The organism is Mycobacterium helveticum (genome assembly GCF_007714205.1).
Lineage (GTDB): Bacteria > Actinomycetota > Actinomycetes > Mycobacteriales > Mycobacteriaceae > Mycobacterium > Mycobacterium helveticum.
On the sequence record NZ_VMQU01000022.1, the window covers coordinates 1 to 24,764 of the forward strand.

A 24,764-nucleotide genomic window follows, 5' to 3' on the forward strand; every position below is an offset into this window, starting at 1 on the left:
AATCGAACACAAGCGAACCTAACCCACATCACATAACTTGACTCAAAAATCCGGCTTCGCCGGATCTAGCCAACTAGCCGACCACCTTGATCGTCACTTCGTCGAGCGCGCCGTAGGCGGCCGGGTGACTGCGCATCCAGTCCTCGCTGAGCACGACGACTTCTGCACCCGAGGCCGCGATCTGCCGTTCCAATTCCCGGGCGGACGGGGACCCGAACCGGCACAACACCCGCAGCGGTGTGGCAGTCGCAGTGGTCTGCGCGGCAAACGTCTCCAGTGCCTCGGCCGCGTCGGTCATCCTCGCGATGTCGAGGACCGCGTTGGCGCCGAGTTCGAGTGGAGTCGAGTCGTCGGCGGCGTCCAGGTACTGCGCGAGGAGGATTCCGCCGGCCGGACGGTCTGCCAGCGCGTCCTCCGCCACCCGGATCATCCGTGCGGTCAGAGCGTTAAGGACGTCGTCGACCATGACGAGCACCGGATAGCTCTGTCCGGTCGCCGGTGCAGCTTTCATAGCGGCGTCGACGTCGCGTTGTACTGCGTCGTCGGGGTAGATGCGGCGCAGTAGCGGCTCAGTCATCACCGTGGTGATCAGCGCCATCACCACCATCATCGTGAACATCGAATTATCCAGGACGCCAACCTGTTGTCCGACCGTCAGGATCACCAATTCGGTCAGCCCGCGGGTATTCATCAACACCGCGATGGCGGCGCTGTGCTGGAAGCTCATCCGCTGAATGCGGGCACCGGCGAACGCTCCGCAGAATTTGCCGCCGACCGCCACGGCGAGAATCAGCAGCAGTTGCCAGAGCAAGCCGGAGTCCTTGAACAGGCGCAGGTTTACCCCGAAGCCGATGGTGACAAAGAAAATCGGCAGCAGCAAAAGTACGCTGATCTGTTCGAGTCGCTCGAGGATGTCCCGCCGCAATGCCTGCGCACCCTTGTGCGGCATTATTGCGCCGAACAGGAAGGCACCGAAGATTTCGTGAATGCCAATCCTTTCGGTGATGAAGGCGGACAGCAGCAGGCCGGCCAGGATCACGGCGAGCATGTCGGGCGTGATACGGCCGGTGCGCTTGTGCCGGTTGATCATTCGAGCGAGCAGCGGTTTCAGAACGACAACCAGCCCGGCAGCGAAAGTCAGGGCCAACGCCATTGTGCGCACCGCCGAAAGCGCGCTGCCTCCTTTGAGAACGGCGGTTACCAAGGCCAACAAGGTCCAGGCCAGTATGTCGTCGACGGCAGCCGCGGAAAGGGCTAGAACACCCACTGGAGTGCGGTTCATTTTGCGTTCCAACAGTATTCGGGCCAGCACCGGGAATGCGGTGATCGACATGGCCACACCCATGAACAATGCCAGGCCCACCATGGGTACCGCTCTGCCGTGCACGACGTTGTGAAGGGGGTAGAGATCGAAAGTCAACAGAGCGCCGAGCGCGAAGGGCGCAACGATCGACAGGATGGATATCATGCCGGCAGCTCCCTGGCGGCCCCGGATCAGCGAGAAGTCGAGCTCCAGACCCACGATGAACATGAAAAGCACCAGTCCGAGCTGACCCAATATGCCCAAGTACGGCAGCACAGCGCTCGGGAAGACGTAGGTTTCGACGTGATGGGGCAACAGGTCGAGAAGGGTAGGGCCGAGCGCAATTCCCGCGACGATTTCGCCGATCACCGCCGGCTGCCGGCACATGCGCGCTATCCTGCCGAATAGCCGCGCGAGCACCATGATCATCGCGACGTCGAGGAGCACATACGGAAAGACGTTCGTCACGGCGAACAGTGGACCATATGGACCTGGCTGACGCGAGCCGAATCATGTTGCGGTCAACGCGCTGTCACCGTCAGGCCGAGCGCCCCGTCGGGCTAGCGCACCGTTCGGTTGCGCAGCCGGTCCAGCACGCCGCGCACCGCGTGTTCGGCGGCCAACAGGGGCGAGATCAGCGTTTCACCGGCTTTGGCGATGTCGTCGATCCGTTCGACGATGGCATCGATGGGCTGGAGCAGCCCGATCAGCCACTTGGCCAGGTCGTCCAGGTCGGAGAGCGTGCCGTCCAGGTGGTTCAGGCCGCTGTTCATGCGTTAGCCGGTGGTGTTCAGCGCCGTCAGTGACCTACTGGACTCTCTCCAGGACGTCCTCGACCTGCTCCACCGTCTTGTCGGCGTTGAGCGCCGCGTGGGTGAGGGTCCTGATCCGGCTCCGCTCCAGCGGCCCCCCGCGGACCGTTTTGTCTGCCATGAGGGTGATTGTCCGCCGTCAGCCCGGAAGCTTGGACGCGGCCGCCTCGTCGAGCAGCCACAGCGTGGTTTCGAGGCCGACGGCGCCGGCGGCCGGGACCGAGGCGGCGGGGGCGCCGCCGATGGCGGCGGCGACCGCGTCGGCCTTGGCCTCGCCGGAGACGATCAGCCAGACCTCGCGAGAGCGCCGAACCGCGGGCAGCGTCAACGTGATTCGCTGCGGTGGCGGTTTGGGGGAGTTGTCGACCGGGACCACCATGCGGGTGGTCTCCCGCACCGCCGCGGTGTCCGGGAACAGCGAGTTGACGTGGCCCTCGGGGCCCATGCCCAGCAGGTGGACGTCGAAGGTGGGCACCGCCTGCCCGGGTTCGGCGTTGGCCGCCAGCACCTGCTCGTAGGCCAGGGCCGCGGCGGCCATGTCGTCGCCGAACTCCCCGTCGCTGGCCGGCATCGCGTGCACGTTGCTGCACGGGATGTCGATGTGGTCGAGCAGCGCCGCGCGCGCCTGTCTGTCGTTGCGCTCGTCGTCGCTTGCGGGGACGTAGCGTTCGTCGCCCCAGAACAGATGCACCTTGGGCCAGTCGATCCGGTCCGCTTCGGGGCCGAGCCGCCGCAGCAGCCCGATGCCGTTGCTGCCGCCGGTCAGCACGACCAGCGCCCGCCCCCGGGCCGTGACGGCGTCCCGAACGGAGCCGACCAGTCGCCGCGCCGCGGCCTCGATCAACTCCTGGGTCTGCGGGAAAACCTCGACGACGGTATTCATGCGTACTGCACCCTGCCTATCCCCTCCAGAGCGGCGAAGTAGATCTCATCGGGGTCCAACCGGCGCATGTCCTCGGCGAGGCACTCGCGGGTCTCCCGGCGCGCCAACGGAACCAGGGCGTCCGGGCGGCCGGTCCGGCTCAGGGTCGCCGTCGTTCCCTCCTGCGGACGGCTCAGGGTGATGGTCCCGGTCGGGCGCCGCAGCTCGACCTTGAGGTCGCCGACCACCCGGTGCACCGGCCCCTCGATCCGGCTGGCCAGCCACCCCGCCACGAGGTCCAGCGCGGGCTCGCTTCGCAGACCCGAGACCAGGGCCGACTCGATCGGCTCGTACGGCGGCTGGTCGAGGGTCGAGGTGAGCAGCGCCCGCCAGTAGGTGATCCGCGCCCAGGCCAGGTCGGTGTCGCCGGCGGTGTAGCCGGGCAGCCGGCTCTTGATCGCCGACAGGGGGTCCCGCCCGTTGGTGGCGTCGGTGATGCGCCGAATCGCCAACTTGCCCAACGGGTCCCGGGCCGGCACCGCCGGCGCGATGTCGGGCCACCACACCACGACCGGGATGTCGGGCAGCAGGAAGGGGGTGACGACGCTGTCGGCGTGGCCGGCCAGCGGCCCGGACAGCCGCAGCACCACCGTTTCGCCCGCGGTGGAGTCGCCGCCGGCCCGCAGCTGGGCGTCCAGCCGGGCGTCGGAGGCGTCGGCGTCTCCGGCCATCACCACCAGGACCCGCATCGGGTGCTCGTGGCTGGCGTCGTTCGCGGCGTCGATGCACTCCTCGAGCAGGGCCTCGTTCTCCGAGGCGATGATCAGCGTGCCGACCCGGCCCATCGTCACGGCGCCGACCTGCTCGCGCAGCTCGTCGAGTTTCTTGTTGACCGCGTTGGTGCTGGTGTCGGGCAGGTCGACGATCATGGGCGCCACTCCTCAGCATCGCTGCGCTCTGCATCGTCGCCGGCGCGAATCATGGCCGCCGCCATTCCCGGCCGGTCCTGCGCAGCATCTCGAAGGCCGACTCCGGGCCCCAGGTGCCCGCCGGGTAAGTGTCGGGTTTGCCGTGGGCGGCCCAATAGTCCAGCACGGGATCCAGGATGCGCCAAGCCAATTCGACTTCGTCGTTCACCGGAAACAGGGACGGCTCACCGAGCAGCACGTCCAGGATCAGCCGCTCGTAGGCCTCGGGCGAATCCTCGGCGAACGCCGAGCCGTAGGAGAAGTCCATGTTGACGTCGCGCACTTCCATCGCGCTGCCCGGCACCTTGGAGCCGAACCGCAGGGTGATCCCCTCGTCGGGCTGGACCCGGATCACCATGGCGTTGGTGCCCAGTTCGTCGGTCATGGTCGCGTCGAACGGCAGGTGCGGCGCGCGCTTGAACACCAGCGCGATCTCGGTCACCCTGCGGCCCAGACGTTTTCCGGTGCGCAGGTAGAACGGCACACCGGCCCAGCGACGCGTGTCGACCTCGAGGGTGATCGCGGCGAACGTCTCGGTGGTGGAGTCCTGGGAGAAGCCTTCCTCGTCGAGCAGGCCGACCACCTGCTCGCCGCCCTGCCAGCCGGCCGCGTACTGCCCGCGGCTGCTCGTCTCGTGCAGCGGCTGCGCGAGCTGGGTCGCCGAGAGCACCTTGATTTTCTCGGTCTGCAGCGCCGAGGGGTTGAAGCTGATCGGTTCCTCCATCGCGGTCAGTGCCAGCAACTGCATCAGGTGGTTCTGGATGACGTCGCGGGCGGCGCCGATGCCGTCGTAGTAGCCGGCGCGTCCGCCCAGCCCGATGTCCTCGGCCATGGTGATCTGGACGTGGTCGACGTAGTGGGAGTTCCAGATCGGATCCCACAGCTGGTTGGCGAACCGCAGCGCCAGGATGTTCTGCACCGTCTCCTTGCCCAGGTAGTGGTCGATGCGGAACACCGACTCCTCCGGGAAGACGGCGTTGACCACGTGGTTGAGGTCGCGCGCGCTGTTCAGGTCGTGGCCGAACGGCTTTTCGATGACCACCCGGCTCCAGCTGCCGTCCTGGGCGTCGGCCAGACCGGACCTGCGCAGCTGGTCGCAGACCACCGGGAAGGACTTGGGCGGGATCGCCAGGTAGAAGGCGTGGTTGCTGCCGATGCCGCGTTCGACGTCGAGCTTCTCCAGCGTCACGGCCAGGCGTCCGAACGCGACGGCGTCGTCGAATTCGCCGCGCACGAAACGCAATCCGTCGGCCAGCCGCTCCCATATCGACTGGCGGAACGGGGTGCGGCAGTGCTGCCTGACCGAATCGTGGACCACCCGCGCGAAGTCGTCGTGGTCCCAGTTGCGGCGGCCGAACCCCACCAGCGAGAAGGTGGGGGGCAGCAGGCCGCGGTTGGCCAGGTCGTAGATGGCCGGCACCACCTTCTTGTGGGCCAGGTCGCCGGTGACGCCGAACAGCACCATGGCGCACGGTCCGGCGATCCTCGGCAGGCGCTTGTCGTCCTTGTCCCGTAGCGGATTACGCCACTGTTCAGCCTGGGCGCCACGGCTCATTTGTCGGCGGAGCCCAGTTGTTTGCGCGTCTCGGCGAGCAGCTGAGTCCAGGCGTCCACGAACTTCTCGACCCCCTCGTTCTCCAGGACCAGGAACACGTCGGTCAAGTCGATGCCGACCTTCTCCAGGTCGTCGAAGACCTGCTGGGCGGCCGCGGCCGTGCCGGTGACCGTGTCGCCCTTGACCTGCCCGTGGTCGGCGACGGCGTCGATGGTGGGCTCGGGCATGGTGTTCACCGTGTGCGGAGCCACCAGTTCGGTGACGTAGAGGGTGTCGGAATAGTCGGGGTTCTTGACGCCGGTGGACGCCCACAGCGGGCGCTGCACGCGGGCGCCCGCGGACTCGAGCGCCGTGTAGCGCCCGCCGCGCTCGAACACCTCCTGGTAGGCCGCGTAGGCCAGTCGCGCGTTGGCGACCCCGGCCTTGCCGCGCAACCCCAGCGCCTGCCCGGAGCCGATCTTCTCCAGCCGCTTGTCGATCTCGGTGTCCACGCGGGACACGAAAAACGATGCCACGGAATGGATCGTGGACAGGTCGTGGCCGGCCTCGCGGGCCTTCTCCAGCCCGGCCAGATACGCGTCCATCACCTCGCGGTGCCGTTCGACGGAGAAGATCAGCGTGACGTTGACCGAAATCCCCTCCGCCAGAGCCGCGGTGATGGCCGGCAGGCCGGCCTTGGTGGCGGGGATTTTGATGAGCAGGTTCGGCCGGTCGACGATCTTCCACAGTTCGACGGCCTGCGCGATGGTCTTTTCGGTCTCGTTGGCCAGCCGCGGGTCGACCTCGATCGACACCCGGCCGTCGACGCCCCGGGTGGCCTCCCACACCGGGGTGAACACGTCGCAGGCGCTGCGCACGTCGTCGGTGGTCACGGTGCGGATCGTCGCGTCCACGTCGGCGCCGCGTTCGGCCAGCTCGGCGATCTGGCCGTCGTAGGCGTCGCCCTCGGCCAGCGCCTTCTGGAAGATCGACGGGTTGGTGGTCACGCCGACGACACTCCTGGTGTCGATCAGCTCCTGCAGGTTCCCCGAGTGCAGCCGCTCCCGCGACAGGTCATCGAGCCACACGGATACGCCCGCAGCGCTGAGCGCGGCAAGGTTCGGGTTCTGAGTGGTCATGGAATCGCCTTCTCTCAGTTGTCCACTACCTGTTCCGCTGCGGCAGCGACGGCTTCAGCGGTGAAGCCGAATTCACGGAACAAAGTCTTGGCGTCGGCGGACTCGCCGTAGTGTTCGATCGACACGATCTTGCCGGTGTCGCCGACCAGCTTGTGCCAGCTCTGCGCGACGCCGGCCTCGACGGCCACCCGCGCCGACACCGACGGCGGCAGCACGCTGTCGCGGTAGTCCGAGGGCTGCGACTCGAACCACTCCACGCACGGCATCGACACGACCCGCGCGACGATGTCCTTGTCCGCCAACAGCTTCTGGGCCGCGACGGCGAGCTGGACCTCCGAGCCGGTGGCGATCAGCACGACGTCGGGCTCCTCGCCGTCGTCGTTCAGGACGTAGCCGCCCCGGGCGACGCCCTCGGCGCTGGTGCCCTGCAGCACCGGCACACCCTGGCGGGTCAGGATCAGGCCGACCGGGCCGCTGCCGTTGCCGCGCGCCAGGATGGTGCGCCAGGCGTAGGCGGTCTCGTTGGCGTCGGCCGGGCGCACCACCGACAGCCTGGGGATCGCCCGCAGCGCCGCCAGGTGCTCGATCGGCTGGTGGGTGGGGCCGTCCTCGCCCAGCCCGATCGAGTCGTGCGTCCAGACGTAGATGGTGTCGATGTCCATCAACGCCGCCAACCGCACCGCCGGGCGCATGTAGTCGGAGAACTGCAGGAAGGTGCCGCCGTAGGCCCGCGTCGGGCCGTGCAGCACGATGCCGGACAGGATGGCGCCCATCGCGTGCTCGCGGATACCGAAGTGCAGGGTGCGGCCGTACCAGCCGGCGTTGTACTCCTTGGTCGAAATGACTGGCGGGCCAAAGGAAGTCGCGCCCTTCATGGTGGTGTCGTTGCTGCCGGCCAGGTCGGCCGAACCGCCCCACAACTCGGGCAGTTTGGGGCCCACGGCCGACAGCACCGCCCCGGACGCCTTGCGGGTGGCCACCGCGTCGCCGCCGGGCTCCCAGTGCGGCAGGTCGGCGTCCCAGCCGTCGGGCAACTGCCCGGCGGTCAGCCGGTCCAGCAGCGCCTTGCGTTCCGGCTCGCGCCGCGCCCACGCCTCGAAGTCGGCCTGCCAGCGTTCGTGGGCCTGTTTGCCCCGGCCCACCAGCCCCCGGGTGTGGGTGATGACGTCCTCGCGGACCTCGAACTTCTTGTCCGGGTCGAAGCCGAGGGCTTCCTTGACGGCCGCCACCTCCTTGTCGCCGAGGGCGGCGCCGTGCGCCTTGCCGGTGTTCATCAGGTTGGGGGCCGGGTAGCCGATGATGGTGCGCAGCGAGATGAACGACGGCCGGTCGGTGGCGGCCTTCGCGTTGGCGATGGCCTGCTCGATGCCGACAACGTTCTCGCCGCCCTGCACCTCCTGGACGTGCCAGCCGTAGGCGCGGTAGCGGGCCGCGGTGTCCTCGCACAGCGCGATGTCGGTGTCGTCCTCGATCGAGATCCGGTTGTGGTCGTAGAACACGATGAGGTTGCCCAGCTGCTGCACCGCCGCCAGCGACGACGCCTCCGACGTCACGCCCTCCTCGATGTCCCCGTCGGAGGCGATCGCGTAGATGAAGTGGTCGAAGGGGCTGGTTCCCGGCGCGGCGTCGGGGTCGAACAGGCCGCGCTCGTAGCGAGCCGCCATCGCCATCCCAACCGCCGAGGCCAGTCCCTGGCCGAGCGGGCCGGTGGTGATCTCGACGCCGCGGGTATGCCGGAACTCCGGGTGCCCGGGGGTCTTGGAGCCCCAGGTGCGCAGCGACTCGATGTCGGAGAGCTCCAGCCCGAAACCGCCCAGGTAGAGCTGGATGTAGAGGGTCAGGCTGCTGTGGCCGCACGACAGGATGAACCGGTCGCGGCCCAGCCAGGCGGTGTCGCTCGGGTCGTGCCGCATCACCCGCTGGAACAGCGTGTACGCCAGCGGCGCCAGGCTCATCGCCGTCCCGGGGTGGCCGTTGCCGACCTTCTGGACCGCATCGGCGGCCAGGACCCTCGCGGTGTCGACGGCGACCGAGTCGATCTCGGCCCAGTCGTCGGGATGGTGTGGTCGGGTCAGCGCGGAGATCTCTTCGAGTGTGGTCACAGACTCAGTCCTTGGGGTCATCGAGCTGATCAATCTCAACCCTAGTGCGGGACGGGCGGCTCTTGCAGTGCAAGATTCCGGGTACCCAGGGCGGGGCGTTGTGAAAATTACGTGACGGCCCGAGGCTTGGTGCAACCAGTCCCGCAATCGGGGGAGAAACGCAATCGAGGGAGAAATATGCGTGAGGGGACCCTGCGGGCCCGCCACCGGGGGAGTGCGGTCTACCATCGTGTGTAGTAGATACTGCGCGCCGCCCGAACCCCGAGGAGTCATTGCGTGAGCGTTCGCGGGCGCGTCGCGCCGAGCCGAAAAACCGAGTCCGCCCGCCCCGGGCCGGACCCGATGGGCCGCTCCGAGAAGCCGGTCCGCAACCGGGCCGTGGCGACGGTGCTGGCTTATCTGGCGCTGACCAAGCCGCGGGTGATCGAACTGCTGCTGGTCACCGCGATCCCCGCAATGCTGCTGGCCGACCGCGGCACCGTGAACCCGCTGCTGATCCTCAACACGCTGGTCGGGGGGATGTTGGCGGCCGGGGGTGCCAACACGCTCAACTGCGTCGCCGACGCCGACATCGACAAGGTGATGAAGCGGACCGCGCGCCGGCCGCTGGCGCGGGCGGCGGTGCCGACCCGCAGCGCACTGGTGTTCGGGCTGGTGCTCAGCGTGGGCTCGTTCTTCTGGCTGTGGTCGACCACCAACCTGTTGTCGGGGCTGCTGGCCGTCGCCACGATCGCGTTCTACGTCTTCGTCTACACCCTGTTGCTCAAGCGCCGCACGTCGCAGAACGTGGTGTGGGGCGGCGCGGCGGGCTGCATGCCGGTGATGATCGGCTGGTCGGCGGTCACCGGCACCATCGGGTGGCCGGCGCTGGTGATGTTCGCCATCATCTTCTTCTGGACGCCGCCGCACACGTGGGCGCTGGCGATGCGCTACAAGGACGACTACAAGCGGGCGGGCGTGCCGATGCTGCCGGCCGTGGCGACCGAGCGTCAGGTCACCAAGCAGATCGTGATCTACACCTGGCTGACCGTGCTGACGACGCTGGCGCTGGCGCCGGCGGCGGGGTGGCTGTACGCGGCGGTTGCCGTGGTCGCCGGGGTGTGGTTCCTGGCGATGGCCCACCAGCTGTACGCCGGTGTCCGCAACGGTCAGCCCGTCAAACCCCTGCGGCTGTTCCTGCAGTCCAACAACTACCTGGCGGTGGTGTTCTGCGCGCTGGCGGTCGACTCGGCCATCGCGCTGCCGACGCTGTTCTAGCGTGAATGCCGAGCAGACGCAAAAGCACCCGATTCCAGGCGAATTCAGGGGTTTCTGCGTCTGCTCGCGCTATGGCGGCTAGGGCAGCAGCACGAGCGACCCCGTGGTCCGGCGGCCCTGCAGATCCTCGTGGGCGCGGGCCGCCTCGGCGAGGGGATACCGGCCCCCGACCTGCACGGAGATGGCCCCGCTGCCGATTGCGTCGAACAGTTCGGTGGCCCGCCGGGCGAACTCGTCGCGGGTGCGGATGAAGTGGACCAGCGAGGGGCGGGTGAGGTACACCGACCCGGCGGTGTTGAGCCGCTGCGGATCGACGGGCGGTACCGGTCCGCTGGCGGCGCCGAACAACGCCAGGGTGCCGCGGACGGCCAGGCTGGCCAGGCTCGCGTCGAATGTGCTCGCGCCCACGCCGTCGTACACCACCGCCACCCCCGCGCCGCCGGTCAGCGCCCGGACCTGCCGACCGAATCCGGCGGCGTCGTCGGGATAGGAGAGCACCTCGGCGGCCCCGGCGTCCCTCGACATCCGCTCCTTCTCCGGCGTCGACACCGTGCTGATCACCCGGGCGCCCAGCAAGCGCGCCCACTGCGTCAGGAGCAGCCCGACCCCGCCGGCGCCCGCGTGCACCAGCACGGTGTCGCCGCTTTGCACGGGATACACCGACTTGAGCAGGTAATGGGCGGTCAGGCCCTTCAGCAACACCGAGGCCGCCACATCGGATGCCACCCCGTCCGGTACCTTCGCGGTCAGCGTGGCCGGCGCGGTGGAGTATTCGGCGTAGCCACCGGACACCGCGGCGCTGACCACCCGATCGCCGTCGCTGAAACCGTCGACCCCGTCGCCGGCGCCGACGACCGTGCCGCACATCTCGGAGCCGAGGATGAACGGCAGCTCGCGCGGGTACTGCCCGGAGCGGAAGTAGGTGTCGAGGTAGTTGACCCCGATGGCCTCGGCCCGGATCAGCAGTTCGCCGGGGCCCGGGCTGGGCCGCGGGGTGTCGACGTAGCGCAGGACCTCCGGGCCGCCGGTGTCGGCGACTTCTATTGCGTGCATGCGCCTATCATGCCGGGCAATGAAGCTCGCCCGGCCGGACCTCTTCCACCCGCGCATCGTGCTGGCGGGCTGCCCGCGGCACGTCACCGGCGACGGCGACGACGCGGGGCTCGTCGCCGCGCTGCGCCGCCGCGGCCTGCACGCCCGCTGGCTGTCCTGGGACGATCCGGAAACCGGTCTGGCGGACCTGGTGATCTTGCGGGCCACCAGCGACTACGCCGAGCGGCTCGACGCCTTCCTGGCCTGGATGAGCGCGATCGCACACGTGCTCAACCCGCCCGCCGTGGTGGCCTGGAACGCCGACCGTCACTATCTGGCCGACCTGGCGCGCGCGGGGGTGCCCACGGTGCCGGGGGAGTTCTTCGCGCCGGGGGAACGCATCCGGGTGCCGCGCAGCGGGCACGTCTTCGTCGGTCCGGCCGTGGGCACCGGGAGCCGCCGCCGCGCCGACCGCGTCTCGGCCCTGGCGGACGCGGGGGAGCTGCACGGCGCGGGCCGCGGCGTGCTGCTGCAAGCCTGCGACCCGTCGCCCGAATCGGTGCTGGTCTTTGTCGGCGGCGCGCCGTCGCACGCGTTCACGATGCGGGGACGCAGGCTGGTTCGGGCCGAGCCGGACCCGGAGGTCTGGGCGGTCGGCGCCGCAGCGCTGGCCGCCGCGGCCGCCCGGACGGGCCACGCGCAACGTGAGCTGCTCTACGCGCGCGCCCACGTCGTCGGCGACCACCGCGACCCGCGCCTGCTGGAACTGCAACTGGTGGAGCCGTCGCTGGGCTGGCGGCGGTTGGAGCCGGGCGCCCGCGAGCGCGCCGAGCGCGGGTTCGCGCTGGCCGTGGAGTCAGCGTGCGACCGGCTCGGGCTCGGCCCGGCCAAGCACCCGTTCCCGCATTGACGCCCACAGCGCCGCGGTGGCCGCGGTGCACGCGGCGGCGCCCGCCACGTGCACCGCGACCAGGGCGGCAGGGACCCCGGTGAAGTATTGCGCGGTGCCGACGCCGGCCTGCGCGCACACCAGGGCCAGCAGCACGCCGAGGCGCAGCAGGAGGGGCCGCGACGCGCCGACGGCCAGCAGGCCGAAGCCCAGGCCGACCAGCAGCGCCAGGTAGGCGACCAGCAGCGAGGAGTGCGCGTGCACCAGGGTGTCGATCTCGACTTTCAGTCGCGGCACCGTCCGGCTGGGGCTGCGGTCGCCCGCGTGCGGGCCGGCGGCCGTCACCAGCGTGCCGGTGACCAGCACCGCCGCCAGATCCGCCCCGATCAGGGCGGTGAGCGCGCGTAGCGGCCGGGCCACCCGCCGGCGCGGCACCCCGTCGTCCGGCTCGCCGATCTTGACGTAGAGCAGCACCGACAGCCACACCATCGTCATGGAGGTCAGCAGGTGGATGGCCACCGTCCACCACAGCAGGCCGGTCCGCACGGTGATGCCGCCGATGACCGCCTGCACCACCGTCGACACCGGCATCAGCCACGCATACACCAGGACCTCGCGGCGCCGGCGGGCCCGGGTCACCGCCAGCACGGCCAGCAGCGCGGCGATGACCACCGCGAACGTGATCATCCGGTTGCCGAACTCGACGGCCTGGTGGATGCGCGGGACCTCCGCGTGGGCCACCGGGGTGAAGCTGCCCGGAAAGCACTGCGGCCAGGTGGGGCAGCCGAGCCCGGACGCGGTGACGCGGACGATCGCGCCGGTGACGGCGATGCCGCCCTGGGTGAGGATCACCAGTGCGGCGATGACGCGCTGAGCGCGCAGGCTCGGACGCGGAAGCAGGTCCACCAAGCGCATCAGCACCGCCCGATCGTAAGCCAACGGCAACTACGACGTGTAGTACGGGCGCGGGCTCAGGTGAACCGGAACCAGCGCAGCGCCGCCAGCGCCGCCACCGCACCCCACGCCGCCAGCACGACGACGCCGAACCAATCCACCGACACGCTCATCGCCTGCGACAGCGCCTCGGTGAGCGCGCCCGACGGCGTCAGCCGGGACAACCATTTGACCGCAGCCGGGATCATCCCCGTCTCGATGGTCAGCGCGCCGAGGCCGGCGAAGACGAACCACAGGAGATTGGCCACCGCGAGGACGATCTCGGCCCGCAGCGTGCCGCCCAGCAGCAGGCCCAGGGCGGCGAAACCGGCGGTGCCCAGCGCGATGATCGCCCCGCCGAGGACCAGGCCGGCCAACGCGGGCCGCCAGCCCAGGGCAAACCCGATGGAGCCCAGGATGAGCGACTGCAGGAACACCACCGCGACCACCGCCAGCGACTTGCCGGCGATGATTCCCCACACCGGCAGCGGGGTGGCCCCCAGCCGCTTGAGGGCCCCGTAGCGGCGGTCGAACGCGACCGCGATCGCCTGACCGGTGAACGCGGTCGAGATCACCGCGAGCGCCATGATGACCGGGACGAACGTGGCGGCCCGGTTGGCGCCGAAGGAGCCCAGCGGCAGCAGCGTGAGCCCCACCAGCAGCGTGATCGGGATGAACATCGTCAGCAGCAGCTGTTCGCCGTTGCGCAGCAGCAGCTTCAGCTCCAGGCCGAACTGCGCGGCGAGCATCCGCGGCACGCTGTTGGGCCGCGGGTCGGGGGTGAAAGTGCCTGCGGGAAAAGCGGATTCGCTCATGGGCGCAGGTCCCTGCCGGTGAGATCCAAGAACACGTCCTCCAGGCTGCGTTGTTCGACCCGCATGTCGGTGGCGAGCACGTCGATCTGCGCGCACCACGCCGTGACGGTCGCCAGCACCTGCGGGTCGACCCGGCCCTCGACCAGGTACTCGCCCGGCGTCGCCTCGCTGACCCGGTAGTCCTCCGGCAGGGCGGAGGTCAGCAACGACAGGTCGAGCCGCGGCGGTGCGCTGAACCGCAGCTGGCCCTGGGCGCCGGTGCGCATCAGCTCCGCCGGGGTGCCGGCGGCCACCGGCACGCCGCGGTCGATGATGACCAGCCGATCGGCGAGCTCCTCGGCTTCCTTGAGCTGGTGGGTGGTCAGCACCACCGTCACGCCGTCGCGGCGCAGCGCGTCGATCAGCTCCCACACCAGCAGCCGGGCGTGCGCGTCCATGCCGGCGGTGGGTTCGTCGAGGAACACCAGTTCCGGGCGGCCCACCAGCGCGCACGCCAGCGCAAGCCGTTGCTGCTGGCCGCCGGAGAGCCGCCGGTAGGTGGTGCGGGCGGCCTCGGTCAGGCCCAGGGTGTGCAGGAGCCACGCCGGGTCCAGGGGATTGGCGGCGTAGGAGGCCACCAGCGTGAGCATCTCCCCGGCGCGGGCCGCGGGATAGCCGCCGCCGCCCTGCAGCATCACCCCGATGCGCGCGCGCAGGCGGGCGTTGTCGGCGACCGGGTCCAGGCCCAGCACCTCGATCGAGCCGGAGTCCGGGCGTAGGAAGCCCTCGCACATCTCGACCGTCGTCGTCTTCCCGGCGCCGTTGGGGCCCAGCAACGCGAACACCTCGGCGGCGTGCACGTCCAGGTCGAGGTCGGCGACGGCCTCCACGGCGGCCGCGCCGGAACCGTACCGCTTGCTCACCCCGCGCAGCCGCACCACCGTGTCGGGGAGTTGGGCGGGCGAGCTCACGTGGAATCAGCGTAGGCGTCCGGCGCCGCGGCCTGCCGCGGGGTCTCGGCAGACGCGGCGACCGGCACGTCCGGCGCCGGGCCGGCCGGTGCCGGGCCCTCGGGCGCGGGGCCCCGCCACGGCAGCCGGGTGTAGGTCAGCGCGATCAGTCCCAGCACGATGACGGTGCTGGCCACGGTGGCGTCGACGATCTGGAACAGCGCGAAGCGGTCGCCGTTGGCCGTCGGCCCGAAGATGCCCACCACCAGGGTGATGGCGATGACGGCCATCCGGAAACCCGCGCGGGTCGCCCAGGCGGCCAGGGGGATGATGGCCCACAGCAGATACCAGGGCTGCACGACGGGGAACAGCAGCACCGTCACGCCCAGCGCGACGCCCAGGCCGCCGATCGGGTGCAGCCGGCCCCGCAGGACCGACACCAGCAGCCAGCCCACCATCACCGTGATGATCAGCACACCGATGGCACGGGTGAGCGCCAGCACCGCGGTGGTGTGGTCGCCCAGGCCCAGCAGGATGCCGACCTGCCCGGTGCCCAGGGCCAGCAGCGTGGGCGGCGACATCCAGCTGCGCACCACGTCGGCGGTGCCCAGCGTGTAGATCCACCCGAAGCCGAGACCGCTGGCCCGGCCGACGAGGGCCATCACCGCCAGCGCGAGCGCCGTCATCGCCGCGCCCGACAGCAGCAGCGCCTTGAGCGTGCCACCGCAGCGGTAGGCCAGGGCGACCGTGACGAACCCCAACGCCAGCAGGGACGGCAGCTTCACCTGGGACGACAGCGTGATCAAGATCGCGCCGCCGATCAGCATGAGCAACGGCTCCCAGTCGGTGTCCAGCCGCCACGACGTGGGCATCAGCCGGGGCGCATCGATGCCGCGCAGGGCGAACTCCGCGCCGGCAAGCATCAGGCCGAGCATCAGGGCCTCGTTGTGGATGCCGGCGACCAGATGCATGATCAGCAGCGGATTGGCCGCGCCCAGCCACAGCGCGCTGACCTCGGCGACGCCGCAGCGGCGGGCCAGCCGCGGAGTCGCCCAGACGATCAGGGCCACGCCGATCAGGACCACGATCCGGTGACACAGCACGGCGGCGACGATGTTGTCTCCGGTGACGACGGAGATTCCGCGCCCTATCCACAAGAACAGGGGGCCGTACGGCGCCGGTGTCTCCCGCCACAGGCTGGGCACCGAGAGGGTGAACACGTGCGACAGCCCGAGCCCGGACGCCGGACCAACGCGGTACGGGTCGAGTCCTTCCAGTGAGATCTGGCTCTGCGCCAGGTAGGAGTAGACGTCCTTGCTGTACATCGGCGGCGCGATCAGCAGCGGGAGGATCCACAGCATCAGGGTGCGGTCCAGGTCGCCGCGCGACATCCGCCTGCTGCCCAGCGCGAACCGGCCCAGCATCAGCCAGGCCAGCGCCATCATCACCGCCCCGGTCGTCGTCATCGTCAGCGACACGGTCTGGATCCGGGACGGCAGGTTCAGCAGCCGCACCCCGAACGTCGGGTCCTGGACGACGGGCCGCGCGCCGGCGCCCAGGGCGCCGATCGCCATCAGGACGGTGCCGGTGGCCCCGAACAATCGCGTGCGCCGCAGCACGGTCAGCTCGGTGTCGGTCAGCGGCGAGGCCACCGGCTGTTCGTCGCCGTGCAGACTGGCGATCGACGAGCTCAGCGTGTGGTGGCGAGCCGACATCCTCAGCAGCCTAGCCCCGGCGACGAGATTGGCCGCGTGATGCGGCCGGTTGAGGAGCGCGGCACTCGGATGCAGCCCCGCGCGCGGACGCGGTGTGAGCAGCGCAACTCTCCCAGGGGGGGACCCGCGGTGGACCGGCGCCCGGAATTGCGTCACACTGGTGTTGTGAAAATCCAAACCGGCCGCGAGGCCGCCGCGTGCGATGCGGCGGTGTCCGCCGCGACGCAGGATGGTCACACCCGCCGCGCGATCGTGCGGTTGTTGCTGGAATCCGGATCGATCACCGTCGCCGAGATCGGCGACCGGCTGGGTCTGGCGGCCGCCGGTGTGCGGCGTCATCTCGACGCGCTGATCGAGGCCGGTGACGCCGAGTCCGTGGCCGCCGCGGCGTGGCAGCAGGCGGGACGGGGACGTCCCGCCAAACGCTACCGGCTGACCGGGGCGGGCCGGGCCAAGCTCGAGCACGCCTACGACGACCTGGCGGCCGCCGCGATGCGGCAGCTGCGCGAGGTCGGGGGCGAGGAGGCGATCCAGAGGTTCGCCCGTCGCCGCATCGACGCGATCCTGACCGGCGTCGAGGCGGCGGGCAGCTTGGAGGACGCCGAGGTCGAGGCGGCCGCCGAGCGGGTCGCCGGCGCGCTCACCAAGGCCGGCTACGTCGCGACCACCGCGCGGGTCGGCGGGCCGATTCACGGCGTGCAGATCTGTCAGCACCACTGCCCGGTGTCGCATGTCGCCGAGGAGTTCCCGGAGCTGTGCGAGGCCGAGCGGCAGGCCATGGCCGAGGTCCTCGGGACCCACGTGCAGCGGTTGGCGACCATCGTCAACGGCGACTGCGCCTGCACCACCCACGTACCACTGAGCCCGGCGCACAGCCCGCGCCGGGACACCACGAGCATCAAAGGAGCGTCGTCATGACCCTGGAAGCCGACAAGACCGTTGCCGTCCCGCTCACCCAAGAGGAGGCCATCGCCTCTCTGGGCCACTACGGCTACGGCTGGGCGGACAGCGACGTCGCGGGCGCTTCGGCCAGGCGAGGTCTTTCCACGGCGGTGGTGCGCGACATCTCGGCGAAGAAGAACGAGCCCGAGTGGATGCTGGAGACGCGGCTCAAGGCGCTGCGCATCTTCGACCGCAAGCCCATGCCGTCGTGGGGGTCGAACCTGGAGGGCATCGACTTCGACAACATCAAGTACTTCGTCCGCTCCACCGAGAAGCAGGCCGCCACCTGGGACGAGCTGCCCGACGACATCCGCAATACCTACGACAAGTTGGGCATCCCGGAGGCCGAGAAGCAGCGGCTGGTGTCGGGTGTAGCGGCGCAGTACGAATGTCTGGCCGGAGAGACCCTGGTGTGGACGGCCAACCGGGGACAAGTGCCGATCAAGGAAATCCAGCGCGGTGACCGGGTGTTCTCCTACGACGAGGAGGACGAGCGATTTGTCGTGGCCCCGGTCAAGGCCTCCGCGCAGACGGACACTCGGCTCACCTACACGGTCAAGACGACCCGTCGCAGCATCCGCGCGACCGATAACCACCCCATGTTGGTGTTGCGGGACGAACGCAAAGAGGGCCGGCAACGCGCGCGCTTTGCCCGCCGTTGGGTGACAGTTGGTGAGATCAAGCCGGGCGACTTCATCGCCGTGCCAAGGGGAATCCCCGAGTTCGGCGCCAACGCGGAACTTCCGGGCGTGGCCGGTTTGCCTGCGCCGCAGGCCAGCTCGGTCGACTTGATGTGGCTGCTCGGCCTTTACATCGGTGACGGCAACCTGCACGTTTCGGGGAGGACGTATCGGGTTCAGTTCGCTATTCCGGCAACGGATGTCGAGTTGCGCGCGGAATTGACCCGGGTGGTCAACGAGCTTTTCGGCCTGCGCTGCATCGAAGCCGACGAATACCGTGTCGTCGTGAACTCGAAAGCGCTGACCGAGTGGATCGTGACGCTTGGCTTCAACGGATTGTCGCTGACCAAGCATGTGCCGGACTGGGTCTACGGCGTGCCGGTCGATCAGCGGCTGGCCTTTCTCGGCGGCTGGGTCGACGCCGACGGGTATGTGGGGCCGGCGAGCAGCGGATCGGTCCTCCTGACCTGTGCCAACGAAGCGTTGCTCGGGCAGGCCCGCGAACTGGCCGAATTAAGCGGTCTGCGCGCGGGCGGCCCGTGGTCGTTCACGCAACCCTATCGGCATGCACCGCAGCGCATCCAAACCGCTTGGCGGCTCGGCATTTCCGGTGACTTCGAGCGGCTCGGCTGCCGTAACCCGAAGCGGACGGACCGCTTCGGCCGGCGGCGCTACATGCACTCGTCCACCGGCGCACATGGAACGACGATCCGGGCACACACCAACGACTGGCTCGGTTTCGAGCGGGTCAAGTCGATCGAACCCCACACCGTCGAGCCGGTCTTCGACATCGAGGTGGACGGACCGCACAACTTCGTGGCCGAAGGTCTGGTGGTGCACAACTCCGAGGTGGTTTACCACCAGATTCGGGAAGACCTTGAGGCACAAGGAGTTATCTTCCTCGACACCGACACTGCGCTGCGCGAACACCCCGAGATCTTCCGGCAGTACTTCGGCACCGTGATCCCGGCCGGCGACAACAAGTTCTCGGCGCTCAACACCGCGGTGTGGAGCGGCGGATCGTTCATCTACGTGCCGCCGGGCGTGCACGTCGACATCCCGCTGCAGGCCTACTTCCGGATCAACACCGAGAACATGGGCCAGTTCGAGCGGACGCTGATCATCGTCGACGAGAACGCCTACGTGCATTACGTCGAGGGCTGCACCGCGCCGATCTACAAGTCGGACTCGCTGCACTCGGCGGTGGTGGAAATCATCGTCAAGCCCGGTGGCCGTTGCCGCTACACCACGATCCAGAACTGGTCGAACAACGTCTACAACCTGGTCACCAAGCGGGCCCGCGCCGAGGCCGGCGCCACCATGGAGTGGATCGACGGCAACATCGGCTCCAAGGTCACCATGAAGTACCCCGCGGTGTGGATGACCGGCGAGCACGCCAGGGGCGAGGTTCTCTCGGTGGCCTTCGCCGGTGAGGGTCAGCACCAGGACGCCGGCGCCAAGATGCTGCACCTGGCGCCCAACACGTCGAGCAACATCGTGTCCAAGTCGGTGGCCCGCGGCGGCGGCCGCACCTCCTACCGCGGCCTGGTGCAGGTGAACAAGGGCGCGCACGGGTCGCGCTCCAGCGTGAAATGCGATGCGCTGCTGGTGGATACGATCAGCCGCAGCGACACCTACCCGTACGTCGACATCCGCGAGGACGACGTCACGATGGGGCATGAGGCCACCGTCTCCAAGGTCAGCGACAACCAGCTGTTCTACCTGATGAGCCGCGGGTTGACCGAAGAGGAAGCGATGGCGATGGTGGTGCGCGGCTTCGTCGAGCCGATCGCCAAGGAGCTCCCGATGGAGTACGCCCTGGAGCTCAACCGGCTGATCGAGCTGCAGATGGAGGGTGCGGTCGGATGACCGCCACGGGAACGACCGTCGCCCTCACCAAGGGCGAACTCTTCGCCTCCTTCGACGTCGACGCCTTCGAGGTTCCGCACGGCCGCGACGAGCTCTGGCGGTTCACCCCGCTGCGGCGGCTGCGCGGCCTGCACGACGGCTCGGCGCCCGCGACCGGCTGCGCGCGGATCGACGTCGGGCCACGGCCCGGCGTGCTGACCGAGACCGTGCGCCGTGGCGACCCACGGCTGGGCCAGGCCGGAGTTCCCGCCGACCGCGTTGCGGCGCAAGCATTTTCATCGTTCAACTCCGCGACTCTGGTGACCGTCGGGCGGGATGTGCAGATCGCCGAGCCGGTCAACATCACCGTCACGGGCCCCGGCGAGGGCGCGGTGGCCTACGGGCACCTGCAGATCAGGGTCGCCGAGCTCGGTGCGGCGGTCGTGGTGATCGACCACCGGGGCAGCGGAACCTACGCCGACAACGTCGAATTCGTGGTCGGCGACGCGGCCCGGCTCACCGTCGTCTGGATCGCCGACTGGGCCGACGACACGGTGCACGTCAGCGCCCACCACGCCAGGCTGGGCAAGGACGCGGTGCTGCGCCACGTCGCCGTCACGCTGGGCGGGGAGCTCGTGCGGATGTCGGCCACCGTGCGCTTCGCCGGTCCCGGCGGCGATGCGGAGCTGCTGGGCCTGTACTTCGCCGACGACGGCCAGCACCTGGAGTCGCGCCTGCTGGTGGACCACGCCCAGCCGGACTGCACGTCCAACGTGCTGTACAAGGGTGCGCTGCAAGGTGATCCGGATTCCGCGCGGCCCGACGCGCACACCGTCTGGGTGGGCGACGTGCTGATCCGTGCCGAGGCCACCGGCACCAGCTCCTTCGAGGCGAACCGCAACCTGGTGCTCACCGACGGGGCGCGCGCCGACTCGGTGCCCAACCTGGAGATCCAGACCGGCGAGATCGCCGGCGCCGGGCACGCCAGTGCCACCGGTCGTTTCGACGACGAGCAGCTGTTCTACCTGCGCTCCCGCGGCATCCCGGAGGAGCAGGCGCGCCGGCTGGTGATCCGCGGCTTCTTCGGGGAGGTCATCTCCAAGATCGCGGTGCCCGAGGTAAGGGAACGGCTGACCGCGGCCGTCGAACACGAATTCGAACTCACGGAGAAGACGAAAGCTTCATGACAACATTGGAAATCAAGGACCTGCACGTCAGCGTCGACAACCCCGATGCCCCCGAAGGGGAACGCGAGATCCGCATCCTCAACGGTGTGGACCTCACGGTGAGATCCGGCGAGACGCACGCGTTGATGGGCCCCAACGGCTCGGGCAAGTCGACGTTGTCCTACGCGATCGCCGGTCACCCGAAGTACCGGGTGACCTCGGGATCGATCACGCTCGACGGCGAGGACGTGCTGGCGATGAGCGTCGACGAGCGCGCCCGGGCCGGCATCTTCCTGGCCATGCAGTATCCCGTCGAGGTGCCGGGCGTGTCGGTGTCGAACTTCCTGCGCTCGGCGGCCACGGCGGTGCGCGGCGAGGCCCCGAAGCTGCGGCACTGGGTCAAAGAGGTCAAGGCGGCGATGGGTTCGCTCGAGATCGACCCCGCGTTCGCCGAGCGCAGCGTCAACGAGGGCTTCTCCGGCGGCGAGAAGAAGCGCCACGAGATCCTGCAGCTCGAACTGCTCAAGCCCAAGATCGCCATCCTCGACGAAACCGACTCCGGGCTGGACGTCGACGCGCTGCGGGTGGTCAGCGAAGGGGTCAACCGCTACGCCGAGACGGGCTGGGACGACGGCACCGGCCAGTCGGTGCGGGGCGGCATCCTGCTGATCACCCACTACACCCGCATCCTGCGCTACATCCGCCCGCAGCACGTCCACGTGTTCGTCGGCGGACGCATCGCCGAGTCCGGCGGCCCGGAGCTGGCCGACGAACTCGAACAGAACGGCTACGTGCGCTTCACCGAAGCGGCCGCAGCAGGGGCGTGAATGGAGACCCCGACCCGGCTGGACGTCGCGGCCATCCGCGCCGACTTCCCGATCCTGCAGCGCGTCATGCGCGGCGGGAATCAGTTGGCGTATTTGGATTCCGCCGCGACCTCGCAGCGCCCGCTGCCGGTGCTCGACGCCGAGCGGGAGTTTCTGCTGACCTCCAACGGCGCCGTGCATCGCGGCGCGCACCAGCTGATGGAGGAGGCCACCGACGCCTACGAGCGGGGCCGGGCGGACGTCGCGGCGTTCGTCGGCGCCGACCCCGACGAACTGGTCTTCACTCGCAACGCCACCGAGGCGCTCAACCTGGTGTCCTACGTGCTGGGCGACAACCGGTTCGAGCGGGCCGTGGGCGAGGGTGACGTCATCGTCACCACCGAGCTCGAGCACCACGCCAACCTGGTGCCGTGGCAGGAGCTGGCCCGCCGCACCGGCGCCACGCTGCGATGGTTCGGGGTCTCCGACGGAGAAAATGAAGCGGGCCGCATCGACCTGGACTCGTTGCGGCTCGACGAGCGGGTGAAAGTCGTTGCCTTCAGCCATCATTCCAACGTCACCGGCGCGGTGGCGCCGGTGGCCGAGCTGGTCGCGCGGGCGAAGGCGGTGGGGGCGCTGACCGTGCTGGACGCCTGCCAGTCGGTGCCGCACCAGCCGGTTGACCTGCACGCGCTGGACGTCGACTTCGCGGCGTTCTCCGGGCACAAGATGCTGGGCCCCACCGGGATCGGCGCGCTGTACGCGCGCCGCGAGCTGTTGGCGACGCTGCCGCCGTTCCTCACCGGCGGCTCGATGATCGAGAGCGTGACGATGGAACGCTCCACCTATGCGCCCGCGCCGCAGCGATTCGAGGCGGGCACCCCGATGACCTCCCAGGTGGTCGGGTTGGGTGCCGCCGCGCGCTATCTGGGCGCCATCGGTATGGACGCCGTCGAAGCCTACGAACGCGAGCTGGTCGCCGCCGCCATCGAGGGCCTGTCGGGCATCGACGGTGTCCGCATCGTCGGGCCCACCTCCCTGGCGGACCGTGGCTCGCCGGTGTCGTTCGTCGTGGACGGGGTGCACGCGCACGACGTCGGGCAGGTGCTCGACGACGACGGCGTCGCGGTGCGCGTCGGGCACCACTGCGCGATGCCGCTGCACCGCCGGTTCGGGGTGGCGGCCACCGCGCGCGCGTCGTTCGCGGTGTACAACACCGCCGAGGAGGTCGACCGTTTGGTGGCCGGCGTGCGGCGGGCGCTCGATTTCTTCGGGAGAGACTGACGTGCGCTTGGAGCAGATGTATCAGGAAGTGATCCTCGATCACTACAAGCATCCGCAGCACCGGGGACTGCGGGAGCCGTTCGGCGCGGAGGTCTTCCACGTCAACCCGACCTGCGGTGACGAGGTGACCCTGCGGGTCGCCCTGTCCGACGACGGCGAGCGCGTCGCCGACGTCTCCTACGACGGGCAGGGGTGTTCGATCAGCCAGGCGGCAACCTCGGTGCTCACCCAGCAGGTGATCGGCCAGAGCGTGCCGGAGGCGCTCGCCACCATCGCCGCGTTCACCGAGATGGTGTCCTCCCGCGGCACCGTCGAGGGTGACGAGGACGTCCTGGGTGACGGGGTCGCCTTCGCCGGCGTCGCCAAGTACCCGGCCCGGGTGAAGTGCGCCCTGCTGGGATGGATGGCCTGCAAGGATGCGCTGGCCCGGGCCGGCGGAGCTGTCAAGGAGGTTGCAGATGAGCGAGACGACCGCACCGGATGACGAGCTGCTCGCCGACGTCGAGGAGGCGATGCGCGACGTCGTCGACCCGGAGCTGGGCATCAACGTCGTGGATCTGGGGTTGGTCTACGGCCTCAACGTCGTCGACGAGGCCGACGAGGGAACCGTCGCCGTCATCGACATGACGTTGACGTCGGCGGCCTGCCCGCTCACCGACGTCATCGAGGACCAGGCCCGCATGGCGCTGGTCGGCAGCGGCCTGGTCAACGAGCTGCGGATCAACTGGGTCTGGAACCCGCCCTGGGGCCCGGACAAGATCACCGACGACGGCCGCGAGCAACTGCGGGCCCTCGGCTTCACCGTCTGAGCCGGCCCCGTCGACTGACGGGACGTCGTCACGGGGTGGCCGCGCACGTCGCTACCCGGTGCGGGCGCGTTTTGCTTTCGCCGCGCCCGCACCGGGCGGGACGAATCCCGGGCGGCTGAGGCTGTGCGTCGAGGCTATTCGCCCTGGCCGGGCCGCGCGGCTTTGCCGCACTTGCCGTCGACGGCCTCCCGCAGCTTGATGCTCGTGGCCTGCAGGGTGCCGGCGCTGTCCTTGGTGCCGCGCGCCTTGATGCACTTGCCCTGCGTGATGGCCTCGCTGGTGACCTGCGCCTGCTTGGTGTACTTGGTCTTGTCGTCGACCGTCACCGCCGTCTGCACCGGATTGCCGGCGGCGTCGCTGGTCGTGACGTTGATGGTGTTGTTGGCCACCGAGGCCACCGTGCCCCGGACCCGCATCGGCTTGGCGGGCGCCGGCGTCGCCGAGCCCGAGGGCGCCGGGCTGCTGGAGGCGGCCGCGGACTTCGGCCCCTGCGGGCACTTGCCGTCGACGGCGGGCCGGACGCGCACTCCCGCCGCGGTGACCGGCTGCCCGGCCTCGGCTTCGGCCTTGGTGGGCCACACGGTGACGCAGCTGCCCGTGGTGACGTCGGTCAGGGCCGCCGCGGTGATCTCGGTGATCTTGGTGGTCGGCGTGTAGTCCACGGTGGCGTTGGAGTCGTCCTTCTGGGTGACCTGGATCGCATTGCCCGCCACCGACGCGACCAGCCCGCTGACCTTCGCCTGACCTTCGGCCGGCGGCGCAGTGGTCGTGGAGGTCTCGGTGGACGTGGACGTGGACGTGGATGTGGATGTGGAGGTCGACGTCGAGCTCGACTTGTTCGACGAGGTGCAGGCGGCGATCGAAAGCGCGGTGGCGCCGGTGACAGCGAGGACAGCGAACCGGGTGAGTCGCGGGGACTGTGGGCTGAGGGTGATCAAC

At 69.6% G+C, this 24,764-nt stretch carries 21 protein-coding genes and 1 pseudogene; 9 read left to right on the forward strand and 13 right to left on the reverse strand.

The features are described from left to right. Positions 1-73 precede the first annotated feature (73 nt). From FPZ47_RS07360 to tkt, 7 genes and pseudogenes are all read right to left on the reverse strand, one after another. Complete coding sequence (locus FPZ47_RS07360) at positions 74-1,771, reverse strand: cation:proton antiporter (protein ID WP_246133329.1); 1,698 nt, start codon at positions 1,769-1,771, stop codon at positions 74-76. Positions 1,772-1,863: 92 nt separating this feature from the next. After that, positions 1,864-2,245 (reverse strand): annotated as a pseudogene (locus FPZ47_RS07365) (ATPase). Between the two features lie 9 nt (positions 2,246-2,254). Continuing rightward, positions 2,255-2,998 (reverse strand): 6-phosphogluconolactonase, encoded by a 744-nt coding sequence (pgl, locus tag FPZ47_RS07370; RefSeq protein WP_144950209.1) that lies wholly within the window; start codon positions 2,996-2,998, stop codon positions 2,255-2,257. After that, a complete protein-coding gene (gene opcA / locus FPZ47_RS07375) occupies positions 2,995-3,906 on the reverse strand; it encodes a glucose-6-phosphate dehydrogenase assembly protein OpcA (protein ID WP_144950207.1) in 912 nt (303 codons plus the stop codon). The genes pgl and opcA overlap by 4 nt, the downstream gene beginning before the upstream one ends. Before the next feature lie 49 nt (positions 3,907-3,955). Continuing rightward, positions 3,956-5,500, reverse strand: coding sequence for a glucose-6-phosphate dehydrogenase (zwf, locus tag FPZ47_RS07380; protein ID WP_144950204.1), 1,545 nt, complete (start codon positions 5,498-5,500; stop codon positions 3,956-3,958). Beyond that, entirely contained in the window at positions 5,497-6,618 is a 1,122-nt protein-coding gene (tal, locus tag FPZ47_RS07385) for a transaldolase (RefSeq protein WP_144950203.1), read from the reverse strand. Before tal ends, zwf begins: the two co-directional genes overlap by 4 nt. Positions 6,619-6,632: 14 nt before the next feature. Further along, positions 6,633-8,720 carry a transketolase gene (gene tkt / locus FPZ47_RS07390; protein ID WP_144950201.1) on the reverse strand — a complete coding sequence of 696 codons (2,088 nt, stop codon included), beginning with the start codon at positions 8,718-8,720 and terminating at the stop codon, positions 6,633-6,635. Between the two features lie 276 nt (positions 8,721-8,996). On the opposite strand from tkt, the gene FPZ47_RS07395 reads away from it, so the two are divergent. Beyond that, positions 8,997-9,977, forward strand: coding sequence for a heme o synthase (locus tag FPZ47_RS07395; RefSeq protein WP_281291816.1), 981 nt, complete (start codon positions 8,997-8,999; stop codon positions 9,975-9,977). A 78-nt stretch (positions 9,978-10,055) separates the two neighbouring features. On the opposite strand, the gene FPZ47_RS07400 is transcribed toward FPZ47_RS07395, so the two are convergent. Next, positions 10,056-11,030: a quinone oxidoreductase family protein gene (locus tag FPZ47_RS07400; RefSeq protein ID WP_144950199.1), complete on the reverse strand. Its 975-nt coding sequence runs from the start codon at positions 11,028-11,030 to the stop codon at positions 10,056-10,058. Between the two features lie 19 nt (positions 11,031-11,049). Between FPZ47_RS07400 and FPZ47_RS07405 the strand changes: the two genes are divergently transcribed. Continuing rightward, on the forward strand, positions 11,050-11,919 hold the full coding sequence (locus FPZ47_RS07405; RefSeq protein ID WP_144950197.1) for an ATP-grasp domain-containing protein: 870 nt from the start codon (positions 11,050-11,052) through the stop codon (positions 11,917-11,919). Here the strand turns inward: FPZ47_RS07405 and FPZ47_RS07410 are convergent. The 4 genes from FPZ47_RS07410 to mptB are packed head-to-tail and all read right to left on the reverse strand — an operon-like array spanning position 11,866 to position 16,290. Beyond that, entirely contained in the window at positions 11,866-12,837 is a 972-nt protein-coding gene (locus FPZ47_RS07410) for a COX15/CtaA family protein (RefSeq protein ID WP_425461756.1), read from the reverse strand. The two genes, FPZ47_RS07405 and FPZ47_RS07410, sit on opposite strands and share 54 nt — an antisense overlap. 32 nt (positions 12,838-12,869) lie before the next feature. Further along, on the reverse strand, positions 12,870-13,646 hold the full coding sequence (locus tag FPZ47_RS07415) for an ABC transporter permease (protein WP_144950195.1): 777 nt from the start codon (positions 13,644-13,646) through the stop codon (positions 12,870-12,872). Continuing rightward, positions 13,643-14,596, reverse strand: a complete 954-nt coding sequence (locus FPZ47_RS07420; protein ID WP_144950193.1) for an ABC transporter ATP-binding protein — start codon at positions 14,594-14,596, stop codon at positions 13,643-13,645. Before FPZ47_RS07420 ends, FPZ47_RS07415 begins: the two co-directional genes overlap by 4 nt. Then, positions 14,593-16,290, reverse strand: coding sequence for a polyprenol phosphomannose-dependent alpha 1,6 mannosyltransferase MptB (mptB, locus tag FPZ47_RS07425; RefSeq protein ID WP_144950192.1), 1,698 nt, complete (start codon positions 16,288-16,290; stop codon positions 14,593-14,595). Before mptB ends, FPZ47_RS07420 begins: the two co-directional genes overlap by 4 nt. 69 nt (positions 16,291-16,359) lie before the next feature. Here mptB and FPZ47_RS07430 point away from each other — a divergent pair, with 69 nt between their 5' ends. Genes FPZ47_RS07430 through FPZ47_RS07460 form a run of 7 tightly spaced genes read left to right on the forward strand, consistent with a single transcriptional unit; the run spans position 16,360 to position 23,825 of the window. Further along, positions 16,360-17,208, forward strand: a complete 849-nt coding sequence (locus FPZ47_RS07430) for a helix-turn-helix transcriptional regulator (protein WP_144950190.1) — start codon at positions 16,360-16,362, stop codon at positions 17,206-17,208. Beyond that, complete coding sequence (sufB, locus tag FPZ47_RS07435; RefSeq protein WP_210419854.1) at positions 17,205-19,781, forward strand: Fe-S cluster assembly protein SufB; 2,577 nt, start codon at positions 17,205-17,207, stop codon at positions 19,779-19,781. Before FPZ47_RS07430 ends, sufB begins: the two co-directional genes overlap by 4 nt. Continuing rightward, positions 19,778-20,947, forward strand: coding sequence for a Fe-S cluster assembly protein SufD (gene sufD, locus FPZ47_RS07440; RefSeq protein WP_144950188.1), 1,170 nt, complete (start codon positions 19,778-19,780; stop codon positions 20,945-20,947). Before sufB ends, sufD begins: the two co-directional genes overlap by 4 nt. Further along, on the forward strand, positions 20,944-21,753 hold the full coding sequence (gene sufC, locus FPZ47_RS07445; RefSeq protein ID WP_144950186.1) for a Fe-S cluster assembly ATPase SufC: 810 nt from the start codon (positions 20,944-20,946) through the stop codon (positions 21,751-21,753). Before sufD ends, sufC begins: the two co-directional genes overlap by 4 nt. Next, entirely contained in the window at positions 21,754-23,016 is a 1,263-nt protein-coding gene (locus FPZ47_RS07450; RefSeq protein WP_144950184.1) for a cysteine desulfurase, read from the forward strand. Between the two features lie 16 nt (positions 23,017-23,032). Continuing rightward, on the forward strand, positions 23,033-23,500 hold the full coding sequence (gene sufU / locus FPZ47_RS07455; RefSeq protein WP_144950216.1) for a Fe-S cluster assembly sulfur transfer protein SufU: 468 nt from the start codon (positions 23,033-23,035) through the stop codon (positions 23,498-23,500). Then, the gene (locus FPZ47_RS07460) at positions 23,475-23,825 is read left to right on the forward strand and encodes a metal-sulfur cluster assembly factor (RefSeq protein WP_144950182.1); all 351 of its coding nucleotides are present in this window, start codon (positions 23,475-23,477) and stop codon (positions 23,823-23,825) included. Before sufU ends, FPZ47_RS07460 begins: the two co-directional genes overlap by 26 nt. A gap of 134 nt (positions 23,826-23,959) precedes the next feature. On the opposite strand, the gene FPZ47_RS07465 is transcribed toward FPZ47_RS07460, so the two are convergent. After that, a complete protein-coding gene (locus FPZ47_RS07465) occupies positions 23,960-24,763 on the reverse strand; it encodes a DUF5666 domain-containing protein (RefSeq protein ID WP_246133328.1) in 804 nt (267 codons plus the stop codon). Position 24,764 lies beyond the last annotated feature (1 nt).

Coding starts and splice junctions, on each gene's coding strand:
- sufC (WP_144950186.1), top strand. CDS start 20,944: ATGACAACATTGGAAATCAAGGACCTGCACGTCAGCGTCGACAACCCC.
- FPZ47_RS07450 (WP_144950184.1), top strand. CDS start 21,754: ATGGAGACCCCGACCCGGCTGGACGTCGCGGCCATCCGCGCCGACTTC.
- FPZ47_RS07460 (WP_144950182.1), top strand. CDS start 23,475: ATGAGCGAGACGACCGCACCGGATGACGAGCTGCTCGCCGACGTCGAG.
- FPZ47_RS07415 (WP_144950195.1), bottom strand. CDS start 13,646: ATGAGCGAATCCGCTTTTCCCGCAGGCACTTTCACCCCCGACCCGCGG.
- tal (WP_144950203.1), bottom strand. CDS start 6,618: ATGACCACTCAGAACCCGAACCTTGCCGCGCTCAGCGCTGCGGGCGTA.
- pgl (WP_144950209.1), bottom strand. CDS start 2,998: ATGAATACCGTCGTCGAGGTTTTCCCGCAGACCCAGGAGTTGATCGAG.
- zwf (WP_144950204.1), bottom strand. CDS start 5,500: ATGAGCCGTGGCGCCCAGGCTGAACAGTGGCGTAATCCGCTACGGGAC.
- FPZ47_RS07400 (WP_144950199.1), bottom strand. CDS start 11,030: ATGCACGCAATAGAAGTCGCCGACACCGGCGGCCCGGAGGTCCTGCGC.
- opcA (WP_144950207.1), bottom strand. CDS start 3,906: ATGATCGTCGACCTGCCCGACACCAGCACCAACGCGGTCAACAAGAAA.
- sufD (WP_144950188.1), top strand. CDS start 19,778: ATGACCGCCACGGGAACGACCGTCGCCCTCACCAAGGGCGAACTCTTC.
- FPZ47_RS07405 (WP_144950197.1), top strand. CDS start 11,050: ATGAAGCTCGCCCGGCCGGACCTCTTCCACCCGCGCATCGTGCTGGCG.
- sufU (WP_144950216.1), top strand. CDS start 23,033: ATGTATCAGGAAGTGATCCTCGATCACTACAAGCATCCGCAGCACCGG.
- mptB (WP_144950192.1), bottom strand. CDS start 16,290: ATGTCGGCTCGCCACCACACGCTGAGCTCGTCGATCGCCAGTCTGCAC.
- sufB (WP_210419854.1), top strand. CDS start 17,205: ATGACCCTGGAAGCCGACAAGACCGTTGCCGTCCCGCTCACCCAAGAG.
- FPZ47_RS07430 (WP_144950190.1), top strand. CDS start 16,360: ATGCAGCCCCGCGCGCGGACGCGGTGTGAGCAGCGCAACTCTCCCAGG.